We start from the raw sequence: 23,648 nt of genomic DNA, 5'->3' as shown, positions 1-23,648 counted from the left end.
TTAGTTCTCATATAAGAATCCGTCTCGCTCCAAACATAATTATGTTTGGAGCGAGACGGATTCATTTACTCAAGATTTTAAAATATGGGTTGAGGACTCTCCTAATCTATCCCATGCTGTGAATGCTCAATTAAAAGTAACAAAATTACATTTTTTAAATATCATACTTTTATTTCAAAGTTATACACGTTTAGTAAACCTTATGATCCGATACACAATTATTGCAGTAATCGAAATAATAAGAGCGGTTATCAAGCCAGCTTCTCCAATCCAAATCTCTAATTGATATCCTGTAGTTGCACGTGCAAAAGGCCCTTGAATAATAGCATTCCAAGTGGTGTGGATGATAACCGACGGCCAAACACTACCTGTGATAAGTCGTAAATAAGCTGTAATATAACTGAATGGTACAATACAAAAATAGATGCCAAGTACAGAGAGAAAGACAGATGTTCCCTCTACATATAGACCAGCAATAACAATTGGGACATGCCATGTTGCCCATATTAATCCACTAATAAGGATTGGACGTGAAAATTCCGCATCGACTAGCCTTGTGAGCATATAACCCCGCCAACCCATCTCTTCTCCCATAACTGGGATTAAGTTAAGCAAGCTTCCTAAAATTCCGCTCAATACTACTATAAAAATGAAACGTAATGGTATCGGTAGATACTGAAGTCCAAGTATATTGTAGATAGGTTCTAGCATACCACCTTGTGGGAGCTGAAACCTCGCAAATCCGCTAAACCAGGCAATCGAATATGTAATTCCACATATTATCATAGGTATTATCAGGGCCAAAGTAATCCCCTTCCATATCTTTAAGTTATCTAGACTAAAAGATACATCTTTAAAGCCTTCTCGCAGTATGATACGAGTTAGAATAGAAGAAATTGCAGGAGTAAACATATATACCACAATTAGCGGCATGCTTTTCGTAATCATTATTACTACATTTAAAAGAATAGAAGTAATGAACAAAATACTTAAAAACAGTTGCAGTCCTTTTTTAGCACGTTGGACTTTATCCATATTGTGGAATGATTTTGCATGTAATATCATTGTAATCCGTCCTTCCCCTTTTATTAATTTGTTTATCTAATCAACTTCCTGTCATTTCGAGAAATACAACACAGAATGAAGATGTTTTTTCATATTGATTAATCAATCCCCCCTCTTAAATTCATAATCTAGCCTTACTTACGATTCAATCATGTAATTATTCTTCATAAGTTGTCATAACCGATAGTACGAAACTGTAATGTTTAACCTATGACCTGTGTCAAATAATCTCGTGACAATATGTAACTAGAAAATATGATATGGAATAAATAAAAATTGAATTACGGCAATTGATTCGTGCAAGTACATGAATCAATCTTGCTTTTGAAAATAATTCAATTGAGGTGAAAAAAATGAATAAAAAAAAGAGGTATTGTGGAATGGTTGCAATGGTTAGTACAGCTATATTAGTCGCAGGAGGTGGAGAAGTAGGAAAAGCACAAACAGTTGCAGTTGAAGATTCAGCTCAATCAATCCAAAAAAATATCGTTAAATCAATACAATCACAGGCGCATCCATTAAAAACGACAGAACCGTCAAAACCATTTGAGGATTTAAAACCACTTAAGAAAATGATTGGGAGCGCACAATATGTAGGATTAGGAGAGAATACTCATGGAAGCTCTGAAATTTTCACTATGAAGTTTCGACTTGTGAAATATTTGGTTACTGAGATGGGTTTTACAAATTTCACAATGGAAGAAGATTGGGGAAACGGATTAAAGTTAAATGAATATATACAAACAGGAAAAGGAAACCCTAGGGAGTTTTTGAAATTGTTATATCCTACTGATGAAATTATTGCCATGATTGAGTGGATGAAAGATTATAATGCTGATCCATCCAATAAAAAGAAAATCCAATTTATCGGACTTGACTTAAAAACAATGGACCAAAGTGTCTTTAATAAAGTAATTGATTATGTAAAGCAGCATCGACCAGATTTGCGGGCAGAAGTAGAAGAAAACTATAAAGATCTTTCTTCTTTCACTGGAAGTATACAGGAATATATGAATCTTGCTCCTGAAATGAAAGCAAAGTTCAAGGCAAACGCTGAGAAAATAGCCCAATTACTAAAAGATGAGAAGGAACAGACAAACAAAGATGTAGGTTCATCCGAGTACATCTGGGTAAAAGCAACAGCGAATGCAATAGAGAAATTTACCACAATGCTGCTTTCTAATGACTACCCAAATGTAATAAAGCTACACGAGCAATACTTGGCCGATCATGCAATGTGGGCACAAGAGACATTTGGTGGTAAAACTATGGTATGGGCACACAATATTCATATGGCTAAAGGAATTATCGATGAGAAATTATACCCTGATGCTGCGGGGCAGTTTTTGAAGGAACGTTTAGACAATAATTATGTCACAATTGGTAGTACAACTACGGAGGGAAATTTCACTTTATACAGCGAATATAATCCTTCCACCGGAGGTAAGATTGCAACAGATACTATTCCACAAAATGTAAAAAGTTTCAATTACACCCTCGGAAAAGTACCATATAAAATGTTTTTATTGGATAACCGTCACCTTAAAGGACACGCAGAGAAATGGGTTAGAGCAAAAAGGCCATTACTAAGTATAGGGGGACAACTCCTCCCAGACGGTTCGTTATACTTTGATACTTCATTGCTTGAGCAATTCGATATTATTTTTCATATCCGAAAAACAAGTCCATCTCATATTAAATAAAAGTACAAAACAATCCCTTCTTGCTGATCCAAGAACGGGATTATTTTGTAGATGATTAATAAAATAATCTTATTTTTAACTAAGAATAGGCTAATCCCCCCTTTTATCATCATGTAAAAATGTCATATGACATTTTTACACTAGTGAGTTTGACAAAAAAAGCAGTATGATGCGTTTATTACATAGATAGGAGCGATGCACTTTATGAGATCAAGATTCATCCAGAATGGTTATTTTTTATTACTAACTTTCATTACAGGTTTGTTTTATTTTTGTTTTTACTTAATAGCTCTGCTATTCAGTTTCACCCTTTCATTTACGGTAGTTGGGATTCCATTAATTATACGCGTACTACAAACTACCAAAACTTTTATCCAATTCGAGCGCATACAAACGAAAATTTATACTGATATTTCGACAGACTCTTACGATAGAAGTGTAACAACGGATACATCGGACTGGGCTCAAGTGAAATTAGGACTTACGGATCGCCGCACTTGGTCTGCTGTCTTTTGGTTAATGCAGAAATTTGTGATTGGCATTTTCAGTCTCATTAGTGCAATCATTTTTTATGTAATGCCACTTATGTTCCTGTTAGCACCATTATTGTATCGATACATCGATATGAATATTATTTTCATACAGATAGATACTTTTCCAAAGTCACTCCTTATAATGTTTATGGGTATAGTGTTTACCGCCATAAGTATTAAAATGGTAGATGGTTTAACGAAAAAATTTGGAGGTTATACACGCAGTATGATTCAGCAACTAAATCGATAGAAGTTTGTAGTCTACGAATAGTAGGCAGTTTAAACTTAAAAATATAACAATGCAAGAAGGATTATTCTATACTATAGGAAATGAGAAAGAAGGCTACTTAGGGGGTAAATGAATTGTTTGATATGGTTAAATATTGGTTTTGGTATGATTGGATTATGTTAGGAATCCGTCTACTTGTTAGTGTGTCTACCATCCTAGCAACATTAAATTTTCAGGATGGTTTAACATTACCACTTTGGATTATTATTCTTTGGGAAATTATTGCCTTCTCTATTCCATGGGTGGCCTTACTGTTCAATTACAAATATTACTTATTCACAGAAATATTGCTATATGGTGGACTATGTATATATTTAACCTCTTTATTTCCAGAAGCTTACAATATTTTTCTTATATCGGTGTTTCTTATCGCAGCAAATAGTAAGCATTTGTCCTATTATTGGACAGCTCCAACAACAGTTTTTGTAATAACCGGGATTTTCTATGCAGTTGCGCCAAGTAATAGCTATTGGATTATGGTCACCTACTACGGATTCGCTTATGTAATGGGATTCGCTTTCCATTTATTAATCATCAATCATAAACAAAATGAAGTAATTCGTAAACAAAACGCGGTACTTGAGCAATATATGTCTCAAATCGAACGCATTACACTGGCCGAGGAACGAAACAGGCTCTCTAGTGAGCTGCATGATACAGTAGGCCACGCCTATACTTCCATTATTATGGGGATGGAAACGTTGCGAACCGATCTTGCTACCGAAATGGGTGTACAGAGGCTAGATTCCCTGCTTGAAATGGGACGTAAAAGCATCGAGGACGTGAGAGGTTACCTACATCAAATGGATCCTCAATGTCAATCGCCTTCCTTGATTCAATCTCTACAAAATCTTGGAGCTGAATTTCAGGAGCACGCTCAGGTGGATGTAAGCTTCCGAACATTCGGAGAGGAATATCAACTGTCTCGACAAGCGAAGATAGCATTCATTCGTTGTTTACAAGAGTCCCTTACGAATGCGGTACGTCATGGTCAAGGGACTGAAATTATAGTTTCATTGCAGTTTGAACAACAATATACGAGATTAGAAGTGCAAGATAATGGAAGGGGCAATGTAGAATGGCAGGAAGGCTTCGGTATGAATACGATGAAAGAGCGGGCAATGAATTTGCAAGGTCAATTGTCTGTATATACAAAGCCAGAGGAAGGAATGCTTGTTACATGTACCATACCGCGACAAACTGAAATAAAAGATGGACTTATTCGTTTGTTAATTGTCGACGATCAGCCATTTGTTCGAGAAAGTTTGAGTACACTACTCGACAGGTATGAAGATATAAATGTAGTCGGTTTGGCTGAAGATGGCGATCAAGCCATCGACTTGTGTGGGCGCCTTCAACCTCACGTTGTACTCATGGATTTAGATATGCAGCAAATGGATGGAGTCGAAGCGACAAAAAAAATTAAGCAACAATGGCCACATATCCGCGTATTGATTTTTACAACGTTTCAGGATACGAAACAGGCGTTGGACTCGCTTCGTAACGGTGCGGATGGTTTTTTACTTAAATCCATTGAAACGTTAGAGCTAGCTAATACGATCCGACTTATTCATAGCGGTGGGACGCTGATTGATCAAGGTATGTCTCACAAAATATTTGAGCAGTTTGATGAGCAAAACGAGACACCACAATCAAAAGCAACTGCTTATGAACTAACAGCCAGAGAAATAGAAATATTGCAGCTAGTAGCAAAAGGACTTCGATACAATACGATAGCTTCAAGGCTATATTTATCGAATGGTACGGTCAGAAACTATGCTTCCTCGGCTTACACAAAGTTAGGAGTACGTAACAAGGAAGAAGCTGTCCAGAAGGCTCTAGAAATTGGAATTATCGAATGAGAAAACGGTTTGTTATTTCTTTAGAGCTAGCTAAGCTGTAGTTACAAGATGCAGTAAGGAATAAGACTATAAATCTAATTTTTTATCGTTTTTGGTAGGCAATTTTGAATAAGTTTATCCTGTTTTCAAATCTTTAAATAGCCTTACTACATTCAATATGTAGTAAGGCTATTATATTCTATATCAAAATTAAACATCTTTATTATTACTATATCGAAACTAGTTTCACGTCTTTTCACCAGAAGCCAAACAATACTTCTCATACCTATTAAAGATCTTTGTCTGTTTTTATGTTAGCGATTGAAGAGATGAAATAATATCTTTGTTCATTCTTTGGCTTCTTTTTGTAAAGAATAATAAATAAGTAGAAAGTACTCTTTTATGATATAAATCGCTTTATATTCGCTTCATTCTCGTTTCTTCTTTGGGAGGAGTAATTGGCGTATTTGAAACATGGCGGAGGCACAAAGCAGGATGCTAATTTTATTTCGATCTCCCTTGCACCCAAGTAGCAATATCATTTATTACATACTCAGGGATATTAGCAGGACTATAATATTCATCCGGTTTACTTAATTCTCCATCTCCTTCTGTAAAGAAGTGATTTAACTTTGGATATAGTCGATAATCAACGTTATCTCGTTCTTTTAATTGTTCTTTCCAAAGAGGAATTTCGATTTTTGATTGAACTTGATAGTCTCTTTCTCCTTGAATAATTAGAAGCGGTGTCTTTTGTTCTTTTGACATTTCTGCTGCTTTAACTTTACGAATAGAATCCCAAAATACTGCTGATCCTAAATAAAAACCTTTTGGAGGATTCTGACTAGAGAAGTTGGGATCATTTAATAATTCAAATTGCGATTTGTAAAATTTATATTCATCCGGTTTCATTGCTCCAATAGAAAAAAGATACTCAAATTGATCTAAAACAACATCTTGAATCGTACGGGCTGGTCCTCCCATCACAATCGCCCCAGCAATATTTTGATTTTGGTCTTTTTCAATCATTTTCGGAAGCATCATTCCACCTTGACTATGACCAAGAATATAAATTTGATTCTTATCTATCAGAGGTTCATTTTTAAGAAAATGAGTCACAAGAAGAGCATCATCTGTTGTCTCTTTATCCACTGTATAAAAAGGACTGGATTGTGTTTTCAATCCATGTTCATAAGTTCGTTTATTATAGCGAAGGACAGCAATTCCTTTTGAGGCAAGACCTTCAGCTAAATCACGAAATGGTTTTAAAGCAAACGCTGTTTCATCCTGATCGGTTGCTCCAGATCCTTGAACAAGAATAACCGCTGGGAAAGGACCCTTCCCCTTCGGAACAGACAATGTTCCTGGTAATGGAAACGCACCACTTCCAACCACTACTTCTTTATCAACAAAGGATTCAGGCTTACTATATGACGGACGCTCTGCAACTGGACTAAACGACATACTAAGTTGAAAATCATCTATTTTTCCAGATGGATCTAGCTTAATTAATAAAGGTACTGTAAATTGTTCAAAAACTAATTTAATCTCTACATTTGTATGAACAGAATTTGTCTCTTTTTGTGTTACCTCTCCAATCTCCTTAAAAGAACCTGCTTGTAATTGCGCAGGGAGTTCCTTCCAAAAACTCTTCAGCCATTCTTCGGATATTACTTTCTGTAATGATCGAGAAGTTAAATCAATTGCAGATTTATAGTCTTCTGTATCCATATAACGGATAAATGAAAGGGTAGTAGCTATAACAGGATTTTCACTTTCAGGATTGTCTATTTTTTTTATATTGTTGTTTGTTTCCTTTAATGTCGAAATAAATTGGTGATTGAACGAATTTTTATATGTACCAGGATATAAGCTTGATTTTAATACATCCGTATTCCGTCCCTCATACAAACTTGAATCATTCACAAAATTTTCAGGTGAAATTACTTCCTCCGCATATGAAACTGAAGGAATAGCTATTGTACAAATTGCACTAACAAGTAATAACCTATTCCCTATCCTTCTTTTCGTGCTCATATTTATTGATTCTCCTTTCGAAATTAAATTTTTTTATACAGCTTGCCCTGTACTATAAGAAAAATTAAAATTATCAAAGAGATTAATAGTCTACTTTACAATCCCCCCTAACAAATTAAAAAGCTACTATTAACAAACTTCAATAAAAAATGCCTTCTCCCTCTTTTTTTGACTGGATTTTTGAGTGGCATGGAAGGACCAAGCTGAATCACATGTAGCCGACCAAAGGTATACAGGTAAACCGGCATCCAAATTAAAATTTTTATGATTTATAAAAATAAAAATTCCTACTTTTGAATAATAAACGTAATCATTTGTATTACAGAAAAGGATAGATAAGGCTAAAATGCCTTTATCTATCCTTTTCTATCACATATAATGTGAAGGTTTTTTGTTTTGGGGTTAATTTGTTTTCTTAGCTTGATAGCGATGGGGTACCACCAAATGTCCATCAAATTAAGAACTTGCTTTACCCCAAAATATTTTTCATAAAAATTGTTTTTTGAACTAGAAAAGTATATTTTCAACTATAAAAACTATGACAAAATTTATCCGTTTTCCTTTTTATCTACTTGCTAAATTCAGCAAGCAAAATATTTTTAAAAGGGTCAGGACTATCAGCTTTAAGGCTGTTCAAATTGATGGCCAATGTATGCTTGCCTCCAAGTGTGCCCCCAGCAAAAGTTAAAAATCCAGGAATGCTTCCTCCATGCCCCCATATCGATACACCGTTTGAAAGCTTCATTTTGAAAATTCCAAGCCCGGAATCGCCAAGTTCATCTGTTCCTGTAGGGACTGTTGTAAGCATTTGCTTTAGTTGCTGTTCTTTCAGTAATTTGCCCCCAAGTAAATAAGTGAAGAATTTGTTTAAATCATCAGCTGTAGAAATCATATCTCCGGCCGAGCTCCCCATACTTGGGTTATAATAAGTAACATCTTTTGGCTCACTTGCTCCGTCTAATTGGATATATCCACGGGCATGCTTGGTTCCTGGAATAACGCTTGAATTTCCGGGTAAGAATGTATTCGATAATTCAAGTGGTTCAATAATTCGATTTTCAATTTCTTCCGCATAGCTGTTCCCAGTTACTTTTTCAATAAGAATCCCTAGTAATACGTATCCTGTATTTGAATACGACCAGCTCTTTCCTGGAGCAAAATCTGGAGGCATGGATATTCCCATCTTTACTAATTCTTCAGCAGTATAAGATTTTTTTGTATCCATCATATTAAAATCCTTTGACGTTGTGTAATTAGCAATACCACTTGTGTGGTTCAATAATTGCCGGATAGTAATCTGTTTATCATCATATCCATTTCCTTGAATGACACCAGGCAACCATTTTTCAATGGAATCGTCTAGATTCAAGCGGTTTTCTCCCGCTAATTGAAGTATAACTGTTGCAGTGAACGTCTTTGTCACGCTGCCAATTCGAAATCGAAAATCTGTTTTCATTGGTTTCTTGGTACTTAGATCCGCTACCCCAGCTGCATAACTCCATGTTTTTCCGCCCTCAGAAGTTTTAGCAAGTATCCCTGGATATCCAAGTTTCAATGTATCCCGCATTGCCTCTTTGACGGAATTTCGATCTCTTTGGTTGCTTGTTGGTAACGAACTAGATAGATTTTGAGTGAGCTCCGCTTTTACACTTGAGGTTGGAATTGTATAAAACAGGGAACCTCCAATTATTAAAAGGGCTAAACCTGTAAATGTAATTTGACGATGCTTTTTCATCAAAATATTCCTCTCCCCTATTCATATTGTATAAATGTTTATTTTCTGTTTGGAACTAATCACACAGCTTTCTTCTTAACCAACTGCAAAAGGACGACATTGTATTTGTAATCACTCTTATATCCGTTATTCTACAAACGGCTTTCTGACCTAAAAAATAGTCTATCCTTTGTTTGAGATGTATGTTAACTTTTGTAATGTCTCGTTTCCTCCATACAGGTCTTATTAATTGATTTGTTTCCCTATATAAATATATGGTCTTTCTCCTCTCACTCTTCTTTATATTTTAATCATACACAATGAAAATCTCTTTTTTCTTACCTCTTCCTTACAAATTCCTTACGTTCAAAATCACTTTTATAATTGATTATTTTTTATTTTAATAACATTTAGTTGTATTAATTTGATAGGAATTTGACAGCGCACAAAAGTTTCTTTATTCCAAAAAATAAATTTAAATACATATTACTATTTAATATTCAATATCTTACCTATACATGTTCTAACATTATTCCTTATCATCTATATGTATTATTTTTCATAACAGCTTTCACGCTAAAAATAAGACATTTCATCATGATGACGATTAAGTATTTTTGAATTATGTTAAGTATGAGCATGAAAAATCTTTAACAAAACATCAGTTATTCTATTTCCTAAGAGATGAACATCGTGATGTAGCAATCCTTTCTTTTTTTCTTGGTAGTGGTATTCGTTTAAGTGAATTGGCCGATCTTCGTATGGAAGATATAAACTTAAAAGAAAGGCTAATTGATGTAATACGAAAAGGAAACAAAGAAGACTCTGTATGGATTACCCCAATTGCATTAAATGCCCTTGAAAAGTATATGGAAATTAGAGATAACAAATATGTTCTAGGAAAAGAATTAAAAAATGTGTTTTTATCAAAGTATAAACATACTGCACAGCCTCTTTCCGTTAGGGCTATCCAAGATATAGTAGAAAAATATACTAAGGAATATGGAAAAAAATGTATCCTCATAAATTAAGACACACATTGGCAAATAAATTATATATGGAAGACAAAAATTCGTTACAAGTGATGCAACAACTTGGGCATACCAGCCAAGATACGGCCTTATTATACACACAGCTTGGAGAAACAACTATTAAAGATAGCTTAGGCAGAATAGGAAAAAATAAATAATAAAAGTTCAGCAATGCAAACTTGCTGAACTTTCATTATTTTCTCTGTTAGAGTAGTGGTTTAAAATGTCATGCATTATTCATTACATATTTAATTTTATTATATAAAAAATACATAGTTAAAATTCTACTTTAATTAGTATATAAAAACGGTCTCTTGTTAGATTAGATAAATGAAAATTTTAGATTCCTACAATTGTTGTTTACGTTAAATGTGAATTTAACGTAAACTCGGGAAAATGGGGATTAACCCCTTCCCCCATCTGTTGTAGAAAGACATGAAACTCCAAACTATTTAAACAAGAAAGTTTAAACTAAAATTTTTTAGATTTACAGAAATAAACTCATCAAAAGTCAGCTCTTTTTTCATTTTTTTGGTGTTCACTCTTTTAAGTTGATAGCGATGTGGTGATACCCGTTTAGAACGATATCTTTGCCCTAAAAAAAATCGAACCATAAATTTGCCGGCAAGCTTATGGTTCGATTTAAATTATTTACTTTTAGTAACTACTCAGCCCCTCTATGAAAAAAGCCAGAAAAGCATCTTTTTAAATGGGCGAGAGGGACTGGCCATGCATAGAGGCAGTCAGTGCCTTTTCCTGCCACGCGCAAAGCTTTAAAACAAAGAAAGGCAGCGAGGTGTAGGTCCATTTTTATCTTCATCGCTGGAATTATACTCCTTACCAAACTTCTAAATAAAATGTATAGCTGAGTAGTTACCTTATTTTTCAAAAGAACATTCTGACTATTTCTTTTTCACTTCTTCTACAAATTCCCATGTCTCTCCGTTATCTTTTGATTGATAAAGTGCACTACTATCGCCATTGTAGTCTCCATCTGCCCCTTGTCCAACTAACATATTAAAAACCCCATCTTTCTCATATGGCATACTAGGAGAATCAAAAGGACTTATTGCGGACTGTGTATAATCTAATTTCACTTCATGCGGCGGATATTCTACCTTTTTAAAAGATACCCCCCCATCATCTGTGCGATATAACTCTCCCTCATTACCAGAAGGTCTAACTGCTCCTAAAAAACCAAGTTTATCATTTATAAAAGTGATTCCTGATACACTACCAATCCCCCTATTAAATGGGTCTGGATTAATAACCTCCCATGTTTCCCCTTCATCACTAGTCCTGCTTAATGAATAAAAGGCGCTCCCTAATGCTTTATCTGTCATATTTAGTTTATAACCAACTTCTTTCGATAGGAAAAACTGTTCTTTTTCATTCTTTAAATCTTGTTGTTCCTTCTCTTTAAGCCTATCTTCTTTTGGAGGCGTCTTTGATTTACTCCAACTTGCGTCACTTATTAAATTATATCTAGCAGGGACTAGCTCTTTCTCTTTTCCAGGGACAAATATAGATACAGTATATCCAATGATATCAGAAGCTGCTTCTTTAAGACTCTGCCCCTTACCATCCTCAGTAATATTAATAATTCCCTCTGTATTGGATCCCCAATTTCTTTTTCCATAATAAATCAACCCATACTTACTTTCATTCCATTTTTTGACCGTTTGCTTAACTGGAATCGCCTTAACCGTTTTAATTAAAGGTTCTACTAATTTATCATCATTATAATCAGGCTTTGCGTATCCGTCTCGTATTATAGTAATATCTTCTGATTTCTTCTCATTATAAGAGATTAAATAAGTTTCTTCTTTCCCATCAACATTTTTCCCATAAACAAATGTATCAAACGCTGTAATTGTTCCATCTGAATGAAATGTAAGATCAAAATCAGTTGCCATATACAATTTCTTTGGCAAAGGATATTTTTTATTTATATCTTCAAAAATACCTTCTACTCCAGATTTATATATATTATTATGTTTAAGTTTAACTGACCTTTCATGTTTTAACTTTTCTACAAACCATGCCAATTTGCCATTGTAATTTATTGCACTTTTATAAATCTGCATCCCATAAAATGATGTAATTGCAACAATAATGATAATAGAAATGGATCTCCATGCTATTGAATTAGTTAATTTTTTAGTTTCATATTCTCTATTTTTTATCACCCGCATTGTAGTAAATGTAGTCATGGATATAAAAAGTACTATACATAATAACAAAATATAAATATTATAATTCATCCTTCCGTACTTACAGTATAAGGCTAACTCATAACAAAAAATCCCGTATACAATTATTAGTATTGGATTTGTTACTAATGACAGAAGTATCCTTTTTGTATTTTCTCTAAATATAGAAACCACTCCTAATTACATGAATTACTAATATTAAGTATACTTTATTGTAAAGTAACAAAAAAGCTATTTAATCTTGCCGCCAAAAATACAATAGACATCCGTCTATGTAAATGGCAGATGTCTATTAAAGCCGTTTAAAAATTTAGTTGTTTCATAGACAATGGACTTTTGAGTGAATACTAAAGTTGCTTCATTTGAGAGCTAAATATTGAAAATGAACCCTCATATATTAATTCATTCCCCTCAATAATATTTATCTTTCAGATTTTGTTGATGCTTTGTATAAAAAAGATTCTAAAAAGGTAATTATAATTGAATTAGAGAAAACACGCGAAGGTTGGGAAATTAGTAAATCATAGATAAAAACGTCCTATATTTTAATAGGACGTTTTTTCTTCTATAAATAATATAGTTGAGATGTATTGTACTCATAACTATAAATGTTTTTTAATTATGGACATTATACAAGTCGACCAATTCTCCAATATCTAAAAAGGACGGTTTAACTACTTACTTACTTACTTACTTACTTACTTACTTACTTACTTATATCTATCTATAATTCATTAAACCTACTTCTCCTCATACCATGGGTTTAAATGAATTAGTACTTCATATATTTCTGGGTTCTGATTAATAATAGTAGTTTTTATATCCCTACAAATATCATGTCCTTGCTGGATGCTTAAATGTGCCGGAACACTAATTCTAATATCAATTAATACATAGTGACCATGATCACGTGCGCGCATTCTATCAATTCTTTTTACAAAAGGATGGGCCTGAATTACTCTCTTATATTCACTACATTTCTCGGTAGGAATACCACCTTCCATTAATATATATATTGCTTCTTTCCCCATACTAATCGCTAACTTTAATACGAAAAAAGAAACAATAATACCGGCTAAAGGATCCCCATAAGCTGCATATGGAATGGAATAGATATTGTTTATCAAAGCAATACCAATTCCAATTACAGCTGCAATTGAGGCATAAACATCAGCAAGATGATCATAAGCAGTTGCTATAAGCCCGTTGCTTCTTGTTTTTCGACCAATTCGTATTGTGTATACATATAAAATTTGCTTCCATATTAATGAAATAATCGCTGCTATAAAAGCAATTATATGGGGTTCTGTCGCTGGTTCAAATAATGACTTTATCGATTCATAAGCCATAAATAAAGCCGCTAAAATTAAAATCACAGCTACAATTCCTGATGATATAACTTCTGCTTTACCATGTCCATAAGGATGATCTTCATCAGCTGGCTGGTTTGAAATTTTCATTGATCCCAATGAGGCTACGGATGCTACAACATCGGCAGCATTATGAATCCCATCGGCTAATAATACCTGACTTTTGAAAAGTAAACCGACTATAATTTTGATGAGAGTCAGAAATATATTGCTAATTACACTAATCCATGCTGCCAATAAGGACGTTTTTTGGTTAGCATTCATAGTTATCCCCACCTTAACTTTACTCTTGTTTCAAAATATTATTGTTTAATTCAATTGTTTAGTTATAAGTCTATATCTCATCATTTTAATTTCTTTCATACATTACCAAATAATAAGTATGTGGGTCTATACAAACATTTTCTCCTATCAGTAAAGGTTAAAAGCATAACTTACTTTGTTCTTTTATCCTTATTTGTTATGAAGTGTAAAAAAGAGTGACACAAAATGCCATATGCCTTTTATTATTCCTTTTACGTTTAGTATTGGAGTTACTTTAACATCCTTAAAATAGTAATTATGATTGAATAAAAAGACGAGAGTTGGAAATTAGGAAATCATAGAAAAAACGATTTATAAGATGTAATATTGAACCTAAAATAATTAAAGATAAATAAGATATACTACACGATGACGCATGTTGTTTAACAATGTAGTTTTAAGGTGTATTATCCCTTTGCTTGATACACCTATTGTTTATGTTTTTTATCACCCTTTTATCATTACAAACATCAAAGCGACTAATGTGTTGCTTTGATGTTTGATGAAATGTCTTCAGGTATGATTTCTAATTCACTCTGCACATTAATCTTTACTCATCTGATCACAACAATTATTTTTACAGGTTGTCCATTTCACATAGCTGTAGCAAATACTATAAGATTAAAAGCATATAATTGAATATGAGTGTAAGCTGTATACATTATTTATCCTTCTTTTAACTTCTTGGAGATTTTCCATATGATTGAGTATCTCTATACGCTTTTCTTTAATGAATGTTAAATGATAAAACTTTCAATTTTATTACACTCTTTGTATGTTAGTTTTTAAACTTTAATTAAACCTTCATTTATTTAAGAATTTATAAATCAGTTGAAATATTTGCATCAAATTCATCTGATTTTTTAGTATCTATTTTTTCCCCATCTATTGTCACCCTTATTTCTTGTTTTTGGTTTGCTGTTACTATCCAAGCATTCGGTAAATAACGATCTTCATGGGATAATGTAGAAGGTGAATTTATAACCTTTCCTCCTAAATATAGCGTAGCAGAAGAACCTCCATCCATAGCCATTGCATTTATTGCTCCTTTTTCATATAGAATATCTTGACACTCTTTTAACGTAGCTCCTATGCTATGTGTCTGCCTACCGTCAATCACTAGAAACATTATTGTGCCATCTTCTTTTTGCGCCATAATACTTCGGGGAGCAGAGCCCCAACCACCGTCTCCTTCTGTAATCATTTTTTCTCCATTAACAATTAACTGTGGCATAAATCCTGCTGCTGAAACGACTTGTTTATCCAAAAGTTGTTGGGTAGAATAATTCCCTGTTATCATTTGTCCAAACTTTGTTAAGCCCGTAATAATTGTAGGGGTATTTTTATCTATATTTGTATCAATTGCTTTCCCATTTTCTATTACTATTCCAGTTGCAATATTTCCTCCACCCCTTCCTGTTTCATCGGCAAATCCACTTGCATTCACAGCAACAAGTGCATGATTACGTTTTGCCATTACGCTAATTTTTTCTCCTCTTTTATCGCCCTGTGTTCCTTGATGGCTAACAAGTTTAACATTGAAAGGGTTACTAATAGTGACTAATTTTCCTTCGAAAAGAAAGCGACTATCTTTGTTACTTTTAATCGTTTCTACGTCAATTTTTATTGGCTGATTTTTTAATTCTTCTAATCTTTTTCCTGCTATTTTTTTATAAATATTCTCATCACTATTTAACCATTTTGGATGATTAATTCTATCTTGTAATTTATCTAGTTCCTTTTGGGATAGGAATGTATATTTCGCATATTGTGGATGCTGAGAAGTTAGTATACTCCCAGCAATTGTTACACGAAAATCTCGGCCATAGTTAGTACCAAATAATATTCCTATGCCAATAAGCATGAAAATAGAAAGAAGGAGCAAAATTCGTTTGAAGATTTTTCTTAGATGTTTCATAGTTTTATCCTCCGGCATTAATTACATTCAATGAATCCTTTAAAATATTATTTACCTAAAGACAAAAGTGTTTGTTCTCCTTATTCCCGAGTTCCCCACTATGTCTTAGCAAGCAAGGCAAAATACTTATTCTACATTTCGTATTTATTTCAGTGTATATTTACAAATTTAATAACGTTTTTGCAACCAAGAAATATATTACTAATCCTGTTCCGTCAACAAATGTTGTAATAAATGGACCAGAAACGACTGCAGGATCTAATTTAAATTTTCTCAAAATTAAAGGTAAAACAGCTGCGACAAGCGAAGCCCAAATAACAATAAATAATAAAGTGATTGCTACAACTTGTGCAACTTCTGTTCCAACCCCTAACATATAAGCACGAATGAGCCCAGCTACCCCAAGTGCAAGTCCGAGAAGCATACCAATTGCAAATTCCTTTTTCATTACACGGAAAATGTCTTTAAATTTCACCTCTCCAATACCGATTGCACGAGTAATTGTTGCTACAACCTGTGTTCCTGTATTCCCTCCAGTACCTACTAATAATGGAACAAAGAAAGCAAGGGCAACTACTGTTTCAATTTCGTCTTCAAAATACTTTAGTACTGTACCTGTATATGCTTCAGCAACAAAAAGAAGCAATAACCATGGTAGGCGTTTAAAGAAAATGCTCCAAATACTAGATTCAAAGTAAGATTGATTTAATGGTTCACTTCCACCTAACTTTTGGATATCTTCTGTAGCCTCTGCTTCCATAACATTCATTACGTCATCAAATGTTATAATACCAATCATTTCATTATTTGCTGTTGTTACGGGTATTGCTGCTAAATTATAATTCAGTAGCTTTTTTACAACTTCTTGCTGATCAACCTCAGCGGGTACTGAAATCACCTCTCGAATCATGATATTAGATAATATCTCTTCATCTGCTGCTAGTAATAATTCATGTATGGAAACGATTCCCTTAAGATAACCATGACTATCAAGAACATAAATATAAGAAATTGATTCTACATTTTCAGAATGTTCCCTAATGTACTTCAATGTCATTTTTACTGACCAATTCCCTCTAACTGCAACATAATCACTTGTGACAAGACTTCCTGCCGTTTCAGGTTTGAAAGCCATTAACTTTTTTACATTATGTTTTGTAATTTTATTTAGATACGCCATTAATTGAGCTTGTTTTTCCGGATGAACCGCAAGAAGTAGATCTACTGTTTCATCAATCGGTTGTAAATTTAGTAATTTTTTAGCTTTGTTTTCAGATAAGTGAATTAAGATATTATATTTTTCTTCTATACTCAAATGTTGAAGAATTTTTGAGCTTTTTAATACAGGAATCTTATCTAGTAATATGACTTGATCTTCAATTGAAAACCGTTTTATTTCTTGCGCAACATCATACGACGGATGACGTAAAACTTTATCTGCATCCAAATCATTTTGGGTTACAAGTAATTCATTTAATAATTTCTTCATGTTAACTCCTCCTCATATTGCTAAGGGAGACTCTAGAGTTTCATGAGTGGTTTTGTATTATTTTATCTGTCTAAAATTTTGATTAGAGCATTAATAGTTACATTGCAATCAATTTATTAAGAACTACCTCCTTTTTGAATATAGACAAGATAAAAATAAATAACATTAAACAAAAAAACCTTACTCAAAAAGGAGTAAGGTTTTTTTACAATACAAATAAATGATTATTAAGACAGCTCTGCAAAAATCCCAGAGGTGCCTTTCTATCAAATCGTATACCACTCCCTCGTTGAGTTTTAGCACTGTATAGCATAGGTTTTTATAACCAGCTACATTAAAAAGGGCCTTAATCCGACCGTTCCTGTTGACCCATTGGCGTCTCTCGACATTTTTGGGCAGCAGCGTTTCTCTATACAGGAGCCTCACCTAACAAAGATTATTGAATTACTTCAAAATTTAAACCAGAATTTAATATTTGTCAACTAACTTTCGATTTGATTCATAAAAAATTCTTTTTTAGAGAAATGTAATTAGATTCTATTACAAATTTGAAATTTAAATACAATTAATTCAAAAAAACGTTATAAAACATATGAAATTTCGTATAAGAAACTTATTGTTTATAATTAATTTGTAACTTTATAGCAGAAGTTGCATCATTAATCATACCCTACTTCAAAAGAACATTCTTCAAAAAATCTTATTTTATGATTAAAATCTTCTTTACTGTTTATCAAATTTATATGGTTAAACTACTTAATCAAATTATACATTCCAAATCGCAAATATGTATCTATATGAGACAATTAAATACAATTTCTCATATCATTTCTCAAAGATTTATAAAGCAATAAAGAATATAAAGTTAGCAATACGTTACTTGACAGGCAAAAAAAAAGTATTTATGCTGGCTACACGAAACTAACACATAAAATTTATATTGCTAAACCTGTTAGGTGAGGCTCCTATACAAACACAGGCTATTGCCCAAAAATGTCGAAAGACGCCAATGGGTAGAACAGGAATTGTCGGATTAAGGCTCTTCTTAAGATAGCTAAGTAATGAATTTCCATTACTTTACGTTGTATAGTGCCAAAGCTCTACTAGGGGGAGAAAAGCTTTATTTAATCATGCCATTTTGAAATCCCCCTAGTATGTAACTAGGGGGATTTTTACGTAAGAAAACAGGGTGTAAGCGATAGGATCTCTCAAAACAAAAATACTATTTATTAATTGGTGAGAACAAGATTCTATTCATTAGCAAATGTAATATTAAGTGTTAATGTAAATCAGGAGGATATAAAAATGAAAAAAATATTAAAACTCGATTATCTATTGCTCCTCCCTCTATTCATAACATGTACTTTAGGTATTATCATGATGTATAGCGCGAGCTCCATTGTAGCTGTTCAACATTACGGTTATAACAGTAGGCACTTTGTCGATTCTCAATTAACAAAGCTATTTTTAGGAACAATTGGGCTAATAGTTTGTGCTATTCTCCCATATGAAATATGGAAAAAACGAATAGTCTCAACCTGTATTATGATTGGGGGAATTTTTTTGTTAATTATGGTTTTATGGAAAGGAAAGGTCGTAAATAATGCTCAATCTTGGATCTTTGGAATACAGCCAGCTGAATTTCTTAAATTAGGAACAATACTTGTAACAGCCCGTTTTTTTGCATTGCGACAAGGACCAGTTAAACAAATTTGGTTTGGGGGCGGAAAACTTTTATTTTTTTTAGCTACAATTTTTTTCCTAATCTATAAACAGCCAAACTTAGGATCTGCTCTTTTAATATTAGGTATAGGTTGTAGCATATTTCTTTGCTCGGGAATAAATATAAATCTATTAATTAAAAGAACTATACTCGGTTCTATTTTTTGGTTACCTATTTTATATTTTTTGATTCAATTTAGTTTGTCAGAAGTTCAAAAGACACGTATTACTACGATTCTCAATCCCTTTGTTGATGCACAAGGGAATGGATATCAGCTTGTAAATTCTTTTATTGCCATTGGCTCAGGAGGAATTATTGGACGTGGATTCGGAAATAGCATTCAAAAAACTGGTTATCTCCCAGAACCACATACTGATTTTATAATGGCAATCGTTTCTGAAGAATTAGGATTTATTGGTGTATTCATTATAATGACCGGAGTATTAGCTATAGTTCTTCGCTCACTAAAAATTGCACAGCTATGTGAAGATCCCTTTGGAAGTTTTATAGCAATTGGTATAGGCTGTATGATTGGTATGCAATCTGTTGTTAATTTAGGCGGTATTACGGGAATACTTCCTCTTACGGGTACCCCATTTCCATTTGTAAGTTTTGGTGGAAGTTCTTTAATGGTTAATTTAATAGCAATAGGAATACTACTTAATATTTCAATTTTCAATAAAATTAAGTTTGATAATCATAATATATGATTATCAATATAAGATTCTATTTTTAATGGATGAATTCTTTCTCGTTTTGGACAGACTGATTCCGTAAATCAATCTGTTGTTTTTTCATTAGAATTATTGCTAAACAATAAAATAAACACAGTAAAAAAAATATAACATTGTAAAAATCCGTGGCAAGGGATGAAGCATTCACAATGGCTGAGAAAATATATATATAATTGGCTGGTCTCAATTCTTAAAATTCTTTTTATTATATAGATAAGCATAAAAATATTAGGAAGTTAATAGTAATATATATCAGATAGAAATTATTAAATCAAAAGAAAAAGCAATCATTGAAAATATAAAGCATTAAAGACAAGGCAAAAGATACACGAAACAAAGAATACGGATGCAAAAAATGAATCAATTTACGTATAGAGTACATTTAAAATACAGTTTTCAAGAGAAAACATTTAAGTAAAGCTTTACTACAGATTGGCGGGCAACCTGTAACAGACGAAACACCTCCTATTGTTAGAATGCCTACAAAAGCAAATAAAACCTGTTGTTTGGATTTATTTTCCTTTCATTTAGTTATTGTACTAGTAATTTATTCCATTTCAAAGATAGTGATGGCTACTATCATTCTTCTAGGAATACAGAATTATTAATGCATTCATTTTTGGATATTTATCAGTTCCAAGTTAACAATTCTAAATAAAATTACCCTTTAGGAAATTAAAGTGGAATGATATTTGCCAACAGGAAATTTTGCTAAGAAAGGACAGGGAATAAGACTATTGGTAGAGCTTTTATTGGAATTAATTGTGAGATTAACGTAAATTGCAAGAGTACGCTCGTAAAATTATGATATATATAAATCAAATCGGAGTGAATACGATATGAGAGCGGTCGCGAAAAAAGTAAAAATAATACGTTTGCAGGATGAATATTGTAAAAATTGTAAATATCAAACGGATGTAGAACAGTATTGTATTGAACAATGCGACATAGGAAAAAAACTTATTACGCTGGGTAAAAAAGAATTTAGAAAGAGATCGACAAAAGTAAAATCGATAGAAGAAAAATGGGATGAAAAGTGCAAACAAGCAATAATTTTATATAATCAAGGAGTAAATTATCCAGATATTGCAAAGGAAATGGGGTGCCACGTGAGTAATTTGTATAAAGAGCTCAAAAAACGTGGATGGTTACAAATGTAAAATCATGAAATAAATCCCCAAACAAGTTATACGATTGGAACATCCTTTGTATTTGATATGAACTGTATACTTGCTTATTTTCAGCAATTACAAAACAAACTATTTCATTTATATGTTCTAATTTTTGATTATCTAAAATTGGTATTTCACACCTTCTCATTTTTGAGGAAGAAGTCTTCTTTCGGAAAACGATAAAATTTTAACATTAAATTTCTGGGTTATAATTTCTAAAAAGAAAAACACCCGTTCTGATTAAGGACGAGTGTTTTTCTTTTTAGGTTATCTGACAGGGATAAACTTCCATGAGCTAGGTTTTTGTTTTTTTTCACCTAGTACAATCCAATTTTTCTTTGCATTTATATTCTCATAATTTAATGGATAGTCATCTGTAAAAATATTATATTCTGTAGGATTATCCAGGTTAATTTTAATTTTAAAATCAGCTAAACTATCAGATTTTTGAGCAAGGTGAATCCAACTAGAATAATTGGACCAATTTAAATATTGGAATTGGTCGTAATTTGAGTGCTTCATGCGAAGATATATACTCTCTCCGTGGTGTAGCTTTGCATCATTTTCTTTGTAGAATTCAAACTCTATAGGTGTACCAAATAAAGCATTGTTTTCTTTATTTGCAAGTGTGACATAATCGTAACGATTTGCTAAATACCATTCAAAAGTTAGACCTTGATAAGGAGATTCACTTGGTACGATATAATAGTTTTTCCCTGCTTCTATGACATTTCCTTCAATATCATAGATTAATGCAGTCTCTATACTTGGAGCTTTCACATTTTTAGTAAAAGTTTTAAACCAAAGATTTAAGAAACCTGCTGTATTACGCTGAGCTTCTCCTAAGCTCCGCTGCACAGCTGGGGTAACCATTTCTTGCCACAATTGTGCCTTACCACTATTATAATACTTAAATGTTTTATCATTAGTAATATTTTGGATTTCAGGTTTAGCTACTCGAGCTACATAATCAATCCATTCTTCAGGTGTAGATAGAGAATTGTTATAATTCCCTCCAGTATTGACTGCAAATTGATTTTGAATGGTTGTAACATAATTTTCAAAGTAGCTATGATATTTTATAGCTCTCGTATCAATTGCGGTAAAATTTGCTGCATGCATAGGTTGAGTAGCATCTGTAAAGTAGTGCGTGGCTACTCCTAAGTAATAGAAAGCTTTTTCATAGTCCTTATTTCGTAAATGTTCTCCAGATTCATAAAAGTATTTCTTACCTTGTGTAAGAGCCGTTGGATTTGTTTCTCCTCTATAATTTTCTTTAGTATCAGGATCATAAAAATGAGATTTCCATCCGCCTTTAAAAACGCCACCTATTCCTGTACCACCATCGTTAAACTCTGCATTATAATCTGCATCATATAATCCTTTAGAAAATAAATCTTTATATTGTGGATAATTTAAAAAGTCCACAGCCTGCTTATTTGCTTCAATATTAGATTCTGTTTTCATAATTTCAATAGCTTGTTTTGCAATCCATAAATGTGTACTTTTATCAGAATGATACGGAGCTTCTGCAGACCATCTTGCAGTAATAGGATCATTCTCATTTAAATCAATTTGATCGAGATGAGCATAGCTACTTTGAGGACATACTCCTAAAATAGTTAAAGTCACTCCAGCTATACATAGTGTTGATACGATTTTTTTCATTTTATATTCCTTTCTAAATATAAAGATTCTTATGCGGATATTCATCTTAATAACCACAGTTAAATAGCTCTAATAAAAGAACAATGAGCAAAGGCTAACTGCTTAATTTTTGTCTTAAAGGAATACCACCACACATCGATCAAATTAAAAGTTTTAAATTGATCCTAAACAATAATTTTCCTTCTCTACCTCTAGTTATATATAAAAGCACGTCTTATTTAAACATATTTTTTTATGTAATTTTGCATATCCAAATATAGGGGATGAAATAACCTTCCATATATAAATGGATAGCATGTTCCATCCCTTCATGTTTCTTCCCACACTTACGAGGACAACCCCGCTGTCCCCCTTTTTTAACAATGTCTAATCCGACTCTTTGCTTTTCTTTCAATAACTCTCGTTCCCATTCAGCAACACCTTCAATAATATGAAGGAGCATTTTTCCAGTTGCTATTCTTGTATCAAAATTATAATCCAGACTAACTATATGAACATTTCGCTTTTCCAAGTTTTGAGCGAGTTCTAACATGTGTTTTAAATTTTTAGCTAATCGATTCATCCGAGCTTCAACAACTATATCTCCTTCTTGGGTTCCACCACACACCTATCAAGCTAAGAAAATATAACTACTCCCAGAACTAGATTTTGTCCTAATATGTAATAAAAAGCTCTTTTTTCATTTTGGGGTTGATTTGTTTTCTTAAGTTAATGGGCATGGAGTATCGCTACATGCCCATCGACCTAAGATTTTAAAGTACCTCTAGAACGAAAATTTTATGCACCGTTGACTACTAATCTAAAATGTACATCCCTTTTGTTTACTAGTGGTTCACTTATCTAAC

General features: G+C 32.9%; 14 protein-coding genes, 4 pseudogenes and 2 riboswitches. Of the genes and pseudogenes, 7 read left to right on the top strand and 11 right to left on the bottom strand.

The window, feature by feature from the left end; genetic code table 11:
- Positions 1-180 precede the first annotated feature (180 nt).
- Positions 181-1,065: a CPBP family intramembrane glutamic endopeptidase gene (locus MHB70_RS08405; protein ID WP_000600478.1), complete on the bottom strand. Its 885-nt coding sequence runs from the start codon at positions 1,063-1,065 to the stop codon at positions 181-183.
- A 380-nt stretch (positions 1,066-1,445) separates the two neighbouring features.
- Here MHB70_RS08405 and MHB70_RS08400 point away from each other — a divergent pair, with 380 nt between their 5' ends.
- From MHB70_RS08400 to MHB70_RS08390, 3 genes are all read left to right on the top strand, one after another.
- Complete coding sequence (locus MHB70_RS08400; RefSeq protein ID WP_371399625.1) at positions 1,446-2,768, top strand: erythromycin esterase family protein; 1,323 nt, start codon at positions 1,446-1,448, stop codon at positions 2,766-2,768.
- 204 nt (positions 2,769-2,972) lie between these two features.
- A complete protein-coding gene (locus MHB70_RS08395) occupies positions 2,973-3,551 on the top strand; it encodes a sensor domain-containing protein (protein WP_001257618.1) in 579 nt (192 codons plus the stop codon).
- Between the two features lie 113 nt (positions 3,552-3,664).
- Positions 3,665-5,452, top strand: coding sequence for a helix-turn-helix transcriptional regulator (locus MHB70_RS08390; RefSeq protein WP_000460015.1), 1,788 nt, complete (start codon positions 3,665-3,667; stop codon positions 5,450-5,452).
- A gap of 329 nt (positions 5,453-5,781) precedes the next feature.
- Here the strand turns inward: MHB70_RS08390 and MHB70_RS31120 are convergent.
- The 3 genes and pseudogenes from MHB70_RS31120 to MHB70_RS08375 all read right to left on the bottom strand — a co-directional run.
- Positions 5,782-5,934, bottom strand: a pseudogene (locus tag MHB70_RS31120) (IS4 family transposase); the annotation flags it as partial.
- Between the two features lies 1 nt (position 5,935).
- A complete protein-coding gene (locus tag MHB70_RS08380; protein ID WP_061530251.1) occupies positions 5,936-7,468 on the bottom strand; it encodes an alpha/beta hydrolase in 1,533 nt (510 codons plus the stop codon).
- Positions 7,469-8,036: 568 nt separating this feature from the next.
- Entirely contained in the window at positions 8,037-9,203 is a 1,167-nt protein-coding gene (locus tag MHB70_RS08375) for a serine hydrolase domain-containing protein (RefSeq protein ID WP_061530252.1), read from the bottom strand.
- A gap of 557 nt (positions 9,204-9,760) precedes the next feature.
- On the opposite strand from MHB70_RS08375, the pseudogene MHB70_RS08370 reads away from it, so the two are divergent.
- A pseudogene (locus MHB70_RS08370) lies at positions 9,761-10,371 on the top strand (tyrosine-type recombinase/integrase); the annotation flags it as partial.
- Positions 10,372-11,115: 744 nt separating this feature from the next.
- Here MHB70_RS08370 and MHB70_RS08365 read toward each other — a convergent pair.
- On the bottom strand, positions 11,116-12,600 hold the full coding sequence (locus MHB70_RS08365) for a WD40/YVTN/BNR-like repeat-containing protein (RefSeq protein WP_080451884.1): 1,485 nt from the start codon (positions 12,598-12,600) through the stop codon (positions 11,116-11,118).
- Between the two features lie 263 nt (positions 12,601-12,863).
- Between MHB70_RS08365 and MHB70_RS08360 the strand changes: the two are divergent.
- Positions 12,864-12,953, top strand: a pseudogene (locus MHB70_RS08360) (DUF4878 domain-containing protein); the annotation flags it as partial.
- 213 nt (positions 12,954-13,166) lie between these two features.
- Here the strand turns inward: MHB70_RS08360 and MHB70_RS08355 are convergent.
- The 3 genes from MHB70_RS08355 to mgtE form a co-directional block, all read right to left on the bottom strand.
- The gene (locus MHB70_RS08355; protein ID WP_000993338.1) at positions 13,167-14,060 is read right to left on the bottom strand and encodes a cation diffusion facilitator family transporter; all 894 of its coding nucleotides are present in this window, start codon (positions 14,058-14,060) and stop codon (positions 13,167-13,169) included.
- A gap of 859 nt (positions 14,061-14,919) precedes the next feature.
- Complete coding sequence (locus MHB70_RS08350) at positions 14,920-16,017, bottom strand: phosphodiester glycosidase family protein (RefSeq protein ID WP_000681827.1); 1,098 nt, start codon at positions 16,015-16,017, stop codon at positions 14,920-14,922.
- Positions 16,018-16,177: 160 nt separating this feature from the next.
- Positions 16,178-17,506: a magnesium transporter gene (mgtE, locus tag MHB70_RS08345; RefSeq protein WP_000735192.1), complete on the bottom strand. Its 1,329-nt coding sequence runs from the start codon at positions 17,504-17,506 to the stop codon at positions 16,178-16,180.
- A 273-nt stretch (positions 17,507-17,779) separates the two neighbouring features.
- Positions 17,780-17,947: riboswitch (M-box (ykoK) riboswitch) on the bottom strand.
- Positions 17,948-18,447: 500 nt separating this feature from the next.
- A riboswitch (M-box (ykoK) riboswitch) is annotated at positions 18,448-18,624 on the top strand.
- 187 nt (positions 18,625-18,811) lie between these two features.
- Between mgtE and MHB70_RS08340 the strand changes: the two genes are divergently transcribed.
- The gene (locus MHB70_RS08340; RefSeq protein WP_000722111.1) at positions 18,812-19,939 is read left to right on the top strand and encodes an FtsW/RodA/SpoVE family cell cycle protein; all 1,128 of its coding nucleotides are present in this window, start codon (positions 18,812-18,814) and stop codon (positions 19,937-19,939) included.
- A 319-nt stretch (positions 19,940-20,258) separates the two neighbouring features.
- Here the strand turns inward: MHB70_RS08340 and MHB70_RS08335 are convergent.
- Positions 20,259-20,441: pseudogene (locus MHB70_RS08335) on the bottom strand (ISNCY family transposase); the annotation flags it as partial.
- Between the two features lie 361 nt (positions 20,442-20,802).
- On the opposite strand from MHB70_RS08335, the gene MHB70_RS08330 reads away from it, so the two are divergent.
- Complete coding sequence (locus MHB70_RS08330; protein WP_001202916.1) at positions 20,803-21,123, top strand: helix-turn-helix domain-containing protein; 321 nt, start codon at positions 20,803-20,805, stop codon at positions 21,121-21,123.
- A gap of 279 nt (positions 21,124-21,402) precedes the next feature.
- On the opposite strand, the gene MHB70_RS08325 is transcribed toward MHB70_RS08330, so the two are convergent.
- Complete coding sequence (locus tag MHB70_RS08325; protein WP_000725205.1) at positions 21,403-22,803, bottom strand: zinc dependent phospholipase C family protein; 1,401 nt, start codon at positions 22,801-22,803, stop codon at positions 21,403-21,405.
- Positions 22,804-23,035: 232 nt separating this feature from the next.
- Positions 23,036-23,410, bottom strand: a complete 375-nt coding sequence (locus MHB70_RS08320) for a recombinase family protein (protein ID WP_000333841.1) — start codon at positions 23,408-23,410, stop codon at positions 23,036-23,038.
- Between the last annotated feature and the right edge of the window lie 238 nt (positions 23,411-23,648).

It is taken from the genome of Bacillus sp. FSL M7-1020 (assembly GCF_038050415.1).
GTDB lineage: Bacteria > Bacillota > Bacilli > Bacillales > Bacillaceae_G > Bacillus_A > Bacillus_A toyonensis.
This window is presented reverse-complemented; position numbering and strand designations above follow the sequence as displayed.

What these genes read in the sequence shown, in the direction of transcription:
- MHB70_RS08405 (WP_000600478.1), bottom strand. Translation starts at nt 1,065, where the DNA reads ATGATATTACATGCAAAATCATTCCACAATATGGATAAAGTCCAACGT.
- MHB70_RS08400 (WP_371399625.1), top strand. Translation starts at nt 1,446, where the DNA reads ATGGTTGCAATGGTTAGTACAGCTATATTAGTCGCAGGAGGTGGAGAA.
- MHB70_RS08395 (WP_001257618.1), top strand. Translation starts at nt 2,973, where the DNA reads ATGAGATCAAGATTCATCCAGAATGGTTATTTTTTATTACTAACTTTC.
- MHB70_RS08380 (WP_061530251.1), bottom strand. Translation starts at nt 7,468, where the DNA reads ATGAGCACGAAAAGAAGGATAGGGAATAGGTTATTACTTGTTAGTGCA.
- MHB70_RS08375 (WP_061530252.1), bottom strand. Translation starts at nt 9,203, where the DNA reads ATGAAAAAGCATCGTCAAATTACATTTACAGGTTTAGCCCTTTTAATA.
- MHB70_RS08355 (WP_000993338.1), bottom strand. Translation starts at nt 14,060, where the DNA reads ATGAATGCTAACCAAAAAACGTCCTTATTGGCAGCATGGATTAGTGTA.
- MHB70_RS08350 (WP_000681827.1), bottom strand. Translation starts at nt 16,017, where the DNA reads ATGAAACATCTAAGAAAAATCTTCAAACGAATTTTGCTCCTTCTTTCT.
- mgtE (WP_000735192.1), bottom strand. Translation starts at nt 17,506, where the DNA reads ATGAAGAAATTATTAAATGAATTACTTGTAACCCAAAATGATTTGGAT.
- MHB70_RS08340 (WP_000722111.1), top strand. Translation starts at nt 18,812, where the DNA reads ATGAAAAAAATATTAAAACTCGATTATCTATTGCTCCTCCCTCTATTC.
- MHB70_RS08330 (WP_001202916.1), top strand. Translation starts at nt 20,803, where the DNA reads ATGAGAGCGGTCGCGAAAAAAGTAAAAATAATACGTTTGCAGGATGAA.
- MHB70_RS08325 (WP_000725205.1), bottom strand. Translation starts at nt 22,803, where the DNA reads ATGAAAAAAATCGTATCAACACTATGTATAGCTGGAGTGACTTTAACT.